General features: G+C 43.6%; 12 protein-coding genes. 8 read left to right on the top strand and 4 right to left on the bottom strand.

Going from position 1 to position 12,480, the window contains the following annotated elements; all coding sequences use genetic code 11:
- The first annotated feature begins 52 nt into the window (after positions 1-52).
- The 3 genes from Q0R52_RS05575 (at position 53) to Q0R52_RS05565 (ending at position 3,949) form a co-directional block, all read left to right on the top strand.
- Entirely contained in the window at positions 53-2,860 is a 2,808-nt protein-coding gene (locus Q0R52_RS05575) for an outer membrane beta-barrel family protein (protein ID WP_295792917.1), read from the top strand.
- A gap of 4 nt (positions 2,861-2,864) precedes the next feature.
- Positions 2,865-3,644, top strand: a complete 780-nt coding sequence (locus Q0R52_RS05570) for a GLPGLI family protein (protein ID WP_295792916.1) — start codon at positions 2,865-2,867, stop codon at positions 3,642-3,644.
- Positions 3,645-3,727: 83 nt separating this feature from the next.
- Positions 3,728-3,949, top strand: a complete 222-nt coding sequence (locus Q0R52_RS05565) for a YdeI/OmpD-associated family protein (protein WP_252791238.1) — start codon at positions 3,728-3,730, stop codon at positions 3,947-3,949.
- Positions 3,950-3,953: 4 nt separating this feature from the next.
- Here Q0R52_RS05565 and Q0R52_RS05560 read toward each other — a convergent pair whose 3' ends face one another.
- Entirely contained in the window at positions 3,954-4,820 is an 867-nt protein-coding gene (locus tag Q0R52_RS05560) for a phosphatidylinositol-specific phospholipase C/glycerophosphodiester phosphodiesterase family protein (protein WP_295792912.1), read from the bottom strand.
- 166 nt (positions 4,821-4,986) lie between these two features.
- Here Q0R52_RS05560 and Q0R52_RS05555 point away from each other — a divergent pair, with 166 nt between their 5' ends.
- The 3 genes from Q0R52_RS05555 to Q0R52_RS05545 all read left to right on the top strand — a co-directional run bounded on the left by Q0R52_RS05555 (position 4,987) and on the right by Q0R52_RS05545 (position 6,879).
- Positions 4,987-5,571: a Crp/Fnr family transcriptional regulator gene (locus tag Q0R52_RS05555; RefSeq protein WP_295792911.1), complete on the top strand. Its 585-nt coding sequence runs from the start codon at positions 4,987-4,989 to the stop codon at positions 5,569-5,571.
- Between the two features lie 208 nt (positions 5,572-5,779).
- On the top strand, positions 5,780-6,496 hold the full coding sequence (locus tag Q0R52_RS05550; protein ID WP_295792909.1) for a pirin family protein: 717 nt from the start codon (positions 5,780-5,782) through the stop codon (positions 6,494-6,496).
- An 83-nt stretch (positions 6,497-6,579) separates the two neighbouring features.
- Positions 6,580-6,879, top strand: coding sequence for a hypothetical protein (locus tag Q0R52_RS05545; protein WP_295792907.1), 300 nt, complete (start codon positions 6,580-6,582; stop codon positions 6,877-6,879).
- A gap of 227 nt (positions 6,880-7,106) precedes the next feature.
- Here Q0R52_RS05545 and Q0R52_RS05540 read toward each other — a convergent pair whose 3' ends face one another.
- The 3 genes from Q0R52_RS05540 to Q0R52_RS05530 all read right to left on the bottom strand — a co-directional run bounded on the left by Q0R52_RS05540 (position 7,107) and on the right by Q0R52_RS05530 (position 10,641).
- A complete protein-coding gene (locus Q0R52_RS05540; RefSeq protein WP_295792905.1) occupies positions 7,107-8,270 on the bottom strand; it encodes a glycoside hydrolase family 130 protein in 1,164 nt (387 codons plus the stop codon).
- A 30-nt stretch (positions 8,271-8,300) separates the two neighbouring features.
- A complete protein-coding gene (locus Q0R52_RS05535; RefSeq protein WP_295792904.1) occupies positions 8,301-10,334 on the bottom strand; it encodes a glycoside hydrolase family 65 protein in 2,034 nt (677 codons plus the stop codon).
- 103 nt (positions 10,335-10,437) lie between these two features.
- Positions 10,438-10,641 (bottom strand): hypothetical protein, encoded by a 204-nt coding sequence (locus Q0R52_RS05530; RefSeq protein ID WP_295792902.1) that lies wholly within the window; start codon positions 10,639-10,641, stop codon positions 10,438-10,440.
- Between the two features lie 367 nt (positions 10,642-11,008).
- On the opposite strand from Q0R52_RS05530, the gene Q0R52_RS05525 reads away from it, so the two are divergent.
- Together Q0R52_RS05525 and Q0R52_RS05520 are read left to right on the top strand one after the other, a co-directional pair.
- Positions 11,009-11,677, top strand: coding sequence for a cytochrome b/b6 domain-containing protein (locus Q0R52_RS05525; protein ID WP_295792901.1), 669 nt, complete (start codon positions 11,009-11,011; stop codon positions 11,675-11,677).
- A 201-nt stretch (positions 11,678-11,878) separates the two neighbouring features.
- A partial coding sequence (locus tag Q0R52_RS05520) for a peroxidase family protein (RefSeq protein WP_366520855.1) occupies positions 11,879-12,480 on the top strand: 602 nt, incomplete at its 3' end.

Genomic DNA, 12,480 nt, shown 5'->3' with positions numbered 1-12,480 from the left:
TTTTCGATTACTAAGAATTTAGTTATATTTTAGTTTTCGATAAACCTAACATATGAAGCTCACAATTACGCTCTTAACTTTCTGTTTATTGCTAACGTTTTCGGCATTTGCCCAGAACTCTTATTCAATTAAGGGCTCCGTTGCCGACACCACGTCAAACGCTAAACTCGCCAACACAACTGTAAGTGTGTTGAACGAAAAAGACTCGACATTGGTAAAATTTACAAGGGTAAATACTTCCGGCGCATTTTCAATTGGTAACCTTAGGAAAGGCAAATTTATATTGCTGGTTACTTACCCGGACTATGCTGATTACGTAGAGCGCTTTTCATTGGATTCCGCTAAAAACACCCACGATTTTGGAAGATTAAGCATGCTGTTAAAAGCAAAGCTGCTGGCCGATGTTATAATTAAAGGCACCCGTGCCGCCATAAAAATAAAAGGCGATACCACCGAATTTGACCCCCGGGCATTTAAGATACAACCCAACGCCACCGTTGAAGATTTATTAAAACAGCTGCCCGGCATACAGGTGGATAAAGATGGAAAGATTACCGCTCAGGGCCAAACCGTACCAAAAGTACTGGTTGACGGCGAGGAGTTTTTTGGTGATGATCCCACGCTGGTAACTAAAAACCTGCGTGCCGATATGGTTGACAAAGTTCAGCTTTATGACAAGAAAAGCGACCAGGCTACTTTTACCGGTATTGACGATGGTGAAAAGACAAAGACCATTAATATACAATTGAAGGCAGACAAAAAGAACGGTTATTTCGGTAAATTGGAAGGTGGTGCAGGTTCTGACGGTTATTACCAGGGCACAGGGCTGTTTAACCGCTTTAAAGCCAAATCAAAATTTTCGGCATACGGTATCGTCGGTAATAATGGCAAAGTTGGGCTTGGCTGGGACGACAGCCAAAAGCTGGGCACCATGGGCGCAAACGTAGAGTTTGGCGACGATGGCGGCATGATGTTTTTTATGAGCGGGGGAGGCGATGACGGCCTCGACTCGTTTGGCGGCCAGTATTACGGCCAAGGCATACCATTGGCGCGTACAGGTGGTGTACACTACGATACTAAGCTTAATAAGGATAACACAACGCTCAATTTTAATTATAAGATCGGATCGCTTACAGTTGATGGCACTGAAAATACGCTAAGCCAAAACAACACGCCGCAGGGTTCGCTAAACAGTGCATCGGACAAGACGTATCATAACTATATCTTCCGTCAGAAAGTTGATGGTATGATTAATATAAAGTTAGATACAACGCAGACACTTAAAATAATGTTCGATGCCACTTTAAAGCATGGCCAGAGTCGCAGCAATTATGATTATTTGAGCCAGTACGAGAGCGGAGCCAAGGTAAACTCAAACACCCGGGATGTAATCAACAACACCGACGGAAAAGTATTTGACGTAAGCGCGTTTTACACCAAAAAGTTTAAGAAAAAAGGCCGTACATTTTCATTAAGTGTAGCTGAGAACATAAACCAGGCTAATTCGCATGGCTTTTTGAAATATAACCAGGACTTTTATGACGCGGCCGGAGCTGTTGACAGCACCGCGCTTACCGACCAGAAGAAAACTAGCACAACCCAAAGCTCGGTGCTTACAACCAATGCTACCTATACGGAGCCTATCACTAAAAGCTTTTCGGTTATAGCAAATTATGCTTTTAAAACAAGCCACGGAACTTCAAACCAGGAGTCGTTTGATCAGTCGGCGCCGGGCAACTACGATGTGCCGGTAGCTGCCTATAGCAGTGACTACAGGTTAAACGAAATATCAAACCAGGTGGGGGCTATTTTTAATTTAAAATCAAAAAAAACCACCTTTAACTTTGGTACAAGAGTATCAAGCGTAAACTTCGACCAGCTAAACCAGGTTACCGATTTGCCGTTTAAACGCACCTTTATAAATTGGGCGCCGCAAGCTTACTTCCAATATAAGATCGGAAAGCAGGAGTCGGTAAATTTAAATTACAACGGTACGTCTGCTCAGCCAAGCCTTAACCAGATACAACCCGTAGCCGATAACAACAACCCAAACAATTTTGTGGTAGGCAACCCGGATTTGACGCCCTCTTTCAGGAACAGGTTCAGCCTGTCGTATTTCTCGTATAAGGTTATCAAGGGGGAGTCGTTTAATATTTTCGGAAATTACTCGTTTACCAGCAACCCTATCATAAGCGATGTCACTACGGACTTTGCTACCGACAAATCCGTAACTCATTATGTTAATTTAAGTAATAAAACCCCATTTAACTTTAATGTTAACACTTATTATGATAAGAAAATTGAAAAACTCGATATAAATGCGGGGCTCAACGTAAGCGCAAATGGCAGCACTTCATACAGCCTGTCAAACGGTGCGCTGAATCAAACCACATACAATACTTACTCCGGACGGCTGCGGCTCTCGAAATATAAAGAAAAGAAATATGATGTTTCCATTTCGGCCGGGCCTAGCTATACGTTCAGTAAATCGTCATTGCTTACCAATATAAATAATAATGGCAGAGGGTTTAATGCCGATGGTAACGTAAACTTTTACCTGCCCGGAAAATTCCAAATAGGATCCGACGTAAACTATGACTTTACAGCGAAAACACAGACCTTTAATAACGATCTGAAAAAGACCCTGCTTAATGCCAGCATAGTTAAAACGTTTTTTAAGAACGATGATCTGAAACTGGCATTAACAGGCAATGACCTGCTAAACCAGAACGTAGGCTTTAGCCGTTCGGTAAATGGGAACTATTTGCAGCAGAATAGCTACACTACCATAAAAAGATATTTTATGTTTACAGTAACCTGGAACTTTAATAGCATGAATGCCTTGAGCACAAAAAAATAAAAAGATGACAAAGACCAAAATTATAACACTAATAGGCGCTTTGCTGCTTGGCATAACTTCGGCATTTGCGCAAAATGCTCATTTCACCAACTCGGGCGTAATTGAATATGAAAAGTCGGTAAATATGTTTGCCCTTTTAAAAAAACAGGTAGACCAGTATAAAGACGATACCTGGCTGGAGCAGGCCTACGATTCGTACCGTAAAAACCAGCCTCAATTTAAAAAACTAAAAAGCACGCTGAGCTTTGCCGACGACAAGGCCCAGTTTGTACCCGTGGAAGCCGAAGAAAGCAGGATGTTTTTCAGTAACAATGCTATGGTAAACCAAAACAATACAATATTCACCGACTATAGTACAGGCACCTTTATTAACCAGAAATCTGTTTTTGAAGAGACGTTTTTAGTGAAAGACAGCACCCGGAAAATTAAATGGAAAATAACCGACGAAACACGTGATATAGCCGGTTATACCTGCCGCCGCGCCAATGCCATTATTTTGGATTCGGTGTATGTGGTAGCTTTTTATACCGAAAGAATACCAACGCCCGGCGGCCCCGAATCATTTAGCGGCCTGCCTGGTATGATATTGGGTGTGGCTTTACCGCATGAAAATATAAGCTGGTTTGCCACTAAGGTAACCGAAAGCGTGGTGGATGCCAAGGCACTTACGCCACCCAAAAAAGGTAAGCCTACCGATAACAAAGGTTTGCTAAAAACGCTAAACAGCGCTATGAAAGACTGGGGTAATTGGGGACAGACTTATTGGAAAGCATTTTTAATTTGATTTGAGACGTGAGATGAGATAGCAAAGTTTTTCAGTATATTTATTAGTTTTATCTCAAATCTCACGTCTTAAATCTAAAATACATGCTTAAAAAAGGTGAACACATAGAAGGAACCCCGGCGGAACTTGAAGCATTATTGAGTACTGATGCAAAAGCCAGGGCGTTTTTCGATGGATTGTCAAAGGGATATAAACAGGGTTATTGCGATTGGGTGGGCTCGGCCAAACAGGAAGATACCCGTAAGGTACGCGCTGCAAAGGCTTTGATTATGCTGCAAAACGAGCAAAAAACTCTGAAAACTTAGGTCGTCATTTGGCGTTGTTGGTTATCATCATCACCGGATTTTCCCGTTGTGGCAAACGAGATAGCAAAAAGTCTTTAAGCTCGGTTAGCTTATCCGTGCATATCAAATCAACCTTACAATTTAATAGTTCTCTCCAAACTTCCTGGTTTTCGGGCGAGGCCCAAAGCCTTACTTTTCTGCGGAATTTATGGGCTATTGCAACATAAGCGCAAAGCCGGACACGTTCTTCATCAGGGAGCTTACCCCGGCCGGTCCAGCGCAAAATTTTTGAGTATTTGCAGCTGGATAGTTCATAAACATTTGCCGACGTGGTGTCCTGTTTTGATTTTACCAGGTCTTCATCAATAAACGCAAACCGGGTTTGCTGGGCCTTTAACATTTGGTACGGCTTATGCCCGGACAGCACAACGGTAACTTGTTTTTTCGTAACCACGCCATGGTCGTACGATGAGAGTATGCTACTATAACGCATAAGCACTTTTTCAATAGCCGCGTAGGTGTTATCGGCACCGGTTTTAATATCTATCATTAAAATAACGGGTTCGGTATACCCTTTGTAAACTTCTCCACCATTATTTTTTATGTAACGGGCTAAAGGTTTAAAATACAGCGACTCGAGTGTTTTGCTCCGCCGGAAAAATGGATTGATATGGGCGATGATTAGTTCATCATCCTCTAAAAACACATCGGCTTCTATGTTGGTATAACCATTTTCAAGGGCGTCAAATAATGGCTGGTTGTGGTTATAGTCGTTATGTGCAAATGCGTTTGGCAGCGGGTTTGATTGCGATAAAACTATTAAGGGGCTAAGAAAAAGTAAAACAAGTGTGGCTGTTTTTAGTAATTTTACGCTTAAAATTGCTGAACGCATTTTTGAGTGTTATTGCTAAAATTTTTCAATACAAATTTACCGGGCGGTTATTAAATTAAATGTTACCATATGGTTAAATTACAGCCGGGTAATATTAAGCGCTTTAAATACAGAATCCAGGCGCTTTGATCTGCAACCGGTTTAACCGGGACAAACTTAAATTTATATGCCATTTGATCTGCTGATTAACAACATCTCGAAATACATTCACCTGGATGAAGCGGAGCGGGATATTTTTATGTCGCACCTTAAACCCATCCAGATCAAGCGGAAACAATTTACCCTTAACGAGGGCGAAATATGCCGGAATTCCGTTTTTGTAACCAACGGTTGCCTGCGCGGGTTTACTGTAGACAAAAACGGCATTGAACATGTACTAAGCTTTGCACCACCCGGCTGGTGGATTGCCGATATGTATAGCCTGATATCACAAAAACCAGGCATATTAAATATAGAGGCCCTTGAAGATACAGAAGGCATTATTCTTTCAAAAACCAACCAGGAAAAGCTGTACCTCGAAGTGCCAAAGTTCGAGCGCTTTTTCCGTATTCTCACCGAAAATTCACTGGTCGCCAATCAGCAGCGAATAGTGGATAACATGAGCCTGACCGCGGAAGAGCGTTATGGCATTTTTTGTAAACGATATCCAACATTGATTGATCATCTGCCGCAAAAGCAGATTGCATCATATATTGGGGTTACACCTGAATTTTTCAGCAGGATGAGGAGTAGTTTGATTAAAAAGAAATAATTAAACACAAATGTCACGAATTAAGGCAAATTTTCACTAATCTACTGTAGTAACCAATATCAAACACGACTTCATTCGTTTTTTAATTCGTGAAATTCGAAAAAATCCGTGCCATTCGCGTACACTCATTTCTTAACAAACATCATCTTTCCGGATAAATTGCCACCGTACCTTTGTTATACAAAATCAAAAAGAGGAAACAACCAAAATGGCACATACAGTATTACACAAAGCCGAAACCCGCGGGCATGCAAGCCACGGCTGGCTCGATAGTTATCATTCATTTAGTTTTTCAAGCTATTACAACCCGGAGCGGATGAACTTTGGCGCGTTGCGCGTATTAAACGACGATACCGTTGATGCAGGCATGGGGTTCGGAAAACACCCCCATGATAACATGGAGATTATCTCCATACCGCTTGAAGGCGATCTTGAACATAAGGACAGCATGAACAACGTAGCCGTGATAAAAAATGGCGACATACAAGCCATGAGCGCCGGTACTGGCATCTATCACAGCGAGTATAACAAAGACAGGGAACAACGCGTAAAATTTTTGCAGATATGGGTATATCCCAACAAAAAGAATGTTGAACCCCGGTACGATCAGATTACTTTGAACCTCGACGACAGGCATAACAAGTTGCAGCAAATACTTTCGCCAAATCCTGACGACGAAGGTGTTTGGATACACCAGAATGCCTGGTTCCACTTAGGTAAGTTTGATAAAGGCGTAAGCACAGATTATACCGTAAAAGGCAAAGGTAACGGCGTTTATGTATTTGTTTTAAGCGGCGATGTAAAGGTTAACGACCAACTGTTAAACACCCGCGATGGCTACGGCATTTGGGACACCGACAAATTTATCATCACCGCCGAAACTGACGCTGAGTTTTTGCTGATGGAAGTGCCGATGGAATTTTGAGATAGTGATTAGAGATTAGAAAACAAAATTAAAAGAACCCTGTCCTTTGTGTTTTTTGACAAAGGACAGGATATAGCGACGGCATGAAGACAAAAATTTTAGCCATAGGCAGGCACCCGGAAATTTTGCAAACGGTGGTGCGGTTGATAAACAATAACCCCGAATGGGAGGGCATCGGTGCAAATACCGATGATGAAGCCGTTTTGCTTTTTAGCACCCAGTCGTTTAAAATTGTGCTGCTTTGCGGTGGTATCGAACCGGATAGTGAAGGCAGGCTCCGTACCGCTTTTAATTCGTTAAACCCCGATGCTATTATTGTGCAGCATTATGGTGGTGGCAGTGGCTTGTTGTCGGCCGAAATTTTCCAGGCGCTTGCGAAATAGCCACGGAGCTTAATTCATAAATGTCTTGCAGTACACACCAATACCCTTAAGCAGCGATTCAATTTCAACGCTGTTTATTTGGGTTGTTGTGCTTTCAACGCGCAAAATGCGATCATCATCTTCAATGTCGAAATTCGCCAGGTAGTCCGGATGTTTTCGACCAGGTATCGCTAACAGTTTTTTGCCCAGTAACGGCTAAAACCAGGATGGTGGGGCAAATTGACGCATTAAAATTTCTTGACCGTGTCAACCGCAACTGCGATTTTCGAATCGGCGGTGCCATAATATAAATACCATTTGTTTTTAAACTGTGTAAGCCCTTCAACAAAACACACCTGGTTTACCTGGCCTGTAATTTCGTAGGGTTTTTCGGGTTTCATAAAATAGCTATCCAATCGTTTTAATATTTTGGTTGGATCGTTTTTATCAAACAATACCTGCGATGCGGCGTAGGTGCCCTCGCTCAATGTTTTATCACCAAATGCGGGTACGTTGCGGCTGTTATAAATCAATAAGATTCCTTTATCAGTAAGCATAGCCGGCGGGCCTGATTCCACCAAATCACTGTCAAACTTGCCTTCACGGGTAGGCAAGGCAATTTTTAGCAGTGGCATATCGAGAGCTGTCGCCCTTAATTTTACCGGCGGCTGTTCTCCCGCTTTCATTTCAACCGGGGTCCAGTTAATTAAATCGTCGGATGTGGCGGTCCATATTTGGGTGTCGCCCCAGTACATCCAGTACTTGCCGTTTATTTTTGTGGCTATTGGTTGCCCGTTTTTATAAGCAGATATAATGGAACCCGATTTACTCCACAATTTAGCGTACTTACCATTATAGGCTTTGGCAAATACACTCCCATATTTTTTCCAATGCGTTAAATCAGGCGAGGTAGCAACAAGCAGGCGGGCTACTTTTCCATCGTAGGCGGTATAAGTCATGTAATACATGCCTTTATCATCAGCAACAATCCGCGGGTCTTCGCAGCCACCCTTCCATTCCAGCGTTTTATAGGCATCGTTATCCGGGTAAAATACAGGCGCGGGCATACGCGTAAAGTGCAGCGCATCGGTACTTACGGCCATACCGATACGTGATGTGCCGGCCTTATCCTGTGCGCGATAGAGCATATAAATTTTGCCGTTACGGTTTACTACGGCAGGGTTAAACACATCTTTTTCTTCCCATAAAACTGTCTTTTTTAATATTGGGTCGGTAAAGCGACCTGTGCCGGGGTTTAACACGGGATTCAGGCTGTCAACTTTTTTAAACGGGATAAGCGCCCAGTTTTGCGAAGTATCAACTGCAGTAACAAGAGCGTTATTTTGTTTAGGGCCGCAACCGGCCGACAGTGCAGCTGCAATTACGAATAACAATACAGAGTTAATCTTCATATTCAGTAAATAGGAGTAATAAAAAGCGTTTTATTTTACGCTATAGGTTTTCTTCCCCGGTCCAACGCCGGTTATAGTAACAGATTTCCAGTTAGCAGGCAACTTGCTTTTGATTTGCACGATACCATTTGGCGTTATATCCAACCCACCAAATCCCATCAGTAATGATTGCACAATTCCACCCGCACCCGTTGCAAAGTAGGGGTTTGTACCACCTTTGGTCTCGGCAATTACCCTGAATGGCGGGTTAAGGTTTGGCTCGTAAGCGTCCTTGAAAAAGTGATAGGCCTTATCGCCATTGCCAAGGCGCGAGTACAGCAGCGCAAATACCGCCTGCGTCATAGCCGGGGTGCCCTCATTGGGTATCCGGGTTTCATAATACTCCAGATCCTTTTTTATTTGTGCGGGGTCAGTGATGGTTTTTAAGGGATAGGCTAGCAAGTTAACATCAGCCTGTTTGATGCCTTCGCCGTTATAGGCGGCAAATTCACGGGTAACCCCGTCAGGGAATTTTAGCACCGGGATATTTTGAGCCACATCTTCCCAGTCTGCATCAGCTTTCACGCCTAATATTTTTGCAGCGGCTGTAGCTGCACGCAGATTGGCACTGGCGGCGGCGTTGGTGAAAGCATTGTTGTCCACATTTTCGGCCCACTCGTCGGCGGCAACAACGTCCTTTATATCATAATGTCCCGGCCCATTACGTTCAACACGACTTGCCCAAAAATCAGCCGTAGCCGATAGGATTGGCCAGCCTTTTTCGCGCAGCCAGTCCTTGTGCTGCGTTACACAATAATAGTTCCAGGCGGCAAGGGCAACGTCGGCGGTTATATGGTGTTCAAAGGGGCCGCTTAATGCCCAAACGGGAGTTTCTTCTACGCCGCTATCTGCACTTTCCCAGGGGAACATCGCGCCCTTATAACCGTGGGCAAATGCATTCCTTTTAGCCTCTGTTAACCGCTCGAAACGGTATTCAACCATTGAATGGGCTATCTCCGGGTGCAAAACCAGCAGTGCCGGGAACATCCATAAATCTGCATCCCAAAATACGTGGCCATTATAACCTAAACCCGATAATCCCATTGGCGATGGCGAGTAGCTAGTTCCCGCCCGCGAAAAGGAATACAAATGGTAAAGCATGCTGTGCACATCCTGTTGCGCCTGGTCGTCGCCTTCAATTTTTATATCGCTTTTCCAAAGTTCGTTCCAGGCATTGTTGTGGTATTGAATCAGGCGATCAACTCCTTCCAGCTTGGCAAACATGGTTAGGCGCTCGGCTTCGTTCAGCGGGTCGGCATTATGGGCCGATGTGATAGACGATCCCGCCAGTGCATATCTATAAGTTTGTCCGGCAGCTATGCTTTTGCTGAATTTCATCAGGTGCATATTATTGTCCCACATTTCGTGTATCACGCGAGGTTCCTGGCCGTGAACTTCGTTAAACAGGAAAGTATTTGAGGCGCACAGCTGTAATTTACCGGTCGGGCTTTTAGCTGTTGAGGTAAGCAGGCTGATGGTTACGTGTGGACGGTCAATCTCGTTATAATAATTCTGCACTTCTTTCAGTGCATCCGGTGCTTCCATTACGCTTGCCCCGGTAACGGTTATTTGCTTTTTGGCGATGATGGATACGTCCATCAAAACGGTAAATGGCAGCTGGCGCAAGGAGTAATAGGTGTATTTTATGGATGCTTCATCGCCGTAATCAAAGCTGGTAGTAAACGCGGCATGCTCCATATCCAGCTGTTGCTTAAAATTGCTGATGTTGCCTGCGCTGATGCGCTTGCCATTAATCTCCAGGTACATGTTCAGCAGGTTAAAACTGTTGAGGAAATTGCTTACCCTGCCCCGCCCATATAAATCGTAGGCGCCGGCAAGCACCACATTTTTGACTTTGAAAGGTTCGGGCGACGATACGATGCCAATCATGCCGTTGGCAACGGTAATGCCGTAATAATTGGCGGGGTCAATTTTATCAGCCTTAATTATCCATTTGTCCTGTGCTGTGGAGTGGCTGGCACAAAACAGGGCAGCTGCAAACACAACCGAAAATAGCTTCCTCATTTAGTTAACTGGTTTTAAAAATCTAAGCTAAACAAAATGATGAAATTTCCCCGTTGTGTATTTTCGGGACTTTACAGTCTCTGCCGGTCTATCCGGGTAAAAACTATTGAGGTTTTGAATTCGCTTTAAGCATCACCTTGCCTTTTTTGGTTAACGCACAAGCCGGCGACCTGTCGTTCTCTGCACCTTTTACAACATCAATCAGCTTATAAGTTTGTAAATCTTTCAAGTCATCCTTGCTTAAATTGATGGCCATCCCCTTATCAGCAATTACTTTTAGGGCCGCAACCACGTCTTCGTGTTTCATGATAAATTTTGTTAAAAATATAAGCTGTAAAATGATGAATAATAATTTGAAAACAGAAAAGTAATGTAAGAACAGTATTCAAAAAAAAAACTCACAGGCAAACTCCTGTTCAATTAAAAAAATGAGCCCCCATAGGGACAACAAGCAATCGCAAATCCCGGTAAGAAATCATCCGTAAACCGACGATGCCGGGACGGTAATAGACAGGAGACCGTTTTTAGTCGACCACAGCTTTAAATCCTTTTAATTGCAACCATCATCTGCTAAAAAAGACAGGTAGTCGGTTAATCTGTTGCCGCGGTCTATTTCATTTCGACACGTCGAAGAGCTGGAGTTTATTCGCACTGTCAAATAAAAAAAGCAAAATATGGAACTACTGGAAACCGGGGTTATAGCATCAGTTGATACAGCCCGCACAAAAAAATATTCGTTTAACATCCGTTTGTGGCATTGGTTAAATGCCTTAATAATTACGGGGTCGTTATTAACCGTCCTGGTCAACTCCACGGTGCTGAAGCCATGGAAAAATGCAGCTTTTATAGCCGACCAGCTAAACGAAAAGGGCGTTGAGGTATCCCGCGACGAAGTTAAGCCTGTAGCTTTTGCTTTAAGCGACCAGGTATGGGCAATACACACCTACCTGGGCTATGCATTGGCCGGGCTGTTTTTATTTCGTATAATCTTCGAATTTTTCGAACTGGCTGACCAAAAACTTATCCGGAAGATTAAGGCCGCAAAAAACTCGTATAAATTAAGACAGGAAAGCCGGATAGCGGCCCGGAATGAAATGCTTATTAAAACTTCGTATGCTTTATTTTATGTGTTATTGTTAGTTATGGTAATAACCGGCCTGTCGCTGGCATTTAGGGATAGTATACCAGCAATTAAGGCGATGCATTTTATCAGGGATATACATGAATTTACGATGTACCTTATTATTGGCTTTATAGTTATTCATATTGCCGGCGTAATTATTGGCGAGCTGAAAAAGCATAAGGGGATTGTCTCGGACATGATCAACGGTGGCGAAGCGTAATGTGCTGAATTATATTCTATTTGATAGCAAGCCACTCCGATTAAAACACGATGCCTGCAAATCAGCCATAATGATGTAAATTATTAATTTATAAAAGCCGGCGGCCTATCAAGTTAAAAGATAATGTAATAAATTAGATGCATAAATCAATTACAAAAAACTATGGGAAATAATGCATCTGATAAGGGCATATTGCACGACATGAACAGCGAAAGCGGCAGCAAGTGCCCGTTTTTAAATGGAGCCCTAAAGCAAAGTGCGGGTAGTGGCACCAGGAACCGCGACTGGTGGCCTAACCAGTTAAAATTGAATATACTGCGCCAGCACTCATCGCTTACCAACCCGATGGGGCATGGATTCAACTATGCTGAGGAGTTTAAAAGCCTCGACCTGGGTGCCGTGAAGAAAGATGTTTTTGAGTTGATGACCACCTCGCAGGATTGGTGGCCGGCAGATTACGGCCATTACGGGCCGTTCTTCATCCGTATGGCCTGGCACAGTGCAGGTACGTACCGCGTTTCTGACGGTCGTGGCGGCGCGGGTTTTGGCACCCAGCGTTTTGCGCCGCTTAACAGCTGGCCTGATAATGCAAATCTTGATAAGGCAAGGCTTTTGCTTTGGCCAATTAAAAAGAAATATGGCAAAAAGATATCCTGGGCAGATCTCATGATCCTTACAGGCAACTGCGCTCTTGAGTCGATGGGTTTTAAAAGCTTTGGTTTTGCCGGTGGCCGTGCCGACGTTTGGGAGCCGGCTGAAGATATTTACTGGGGATCTGAAAAAGAATGGCTGGGAGATGAGCG

It is taken from the genome of Mucilaginibacter sp., assembly GCF_025359345.1.
Classification (GTDB): Bacteria; Bacteroidota; Bacteroidia; order Sphingobacteriales; family Sphingobacteriaceae; genus Mucilaginibacter.
The sequence above is the reverse complement of the archived record's forward strand: the minus strand, read 5'-3'. Positions and strand labels throughout refer to the sequence as shown.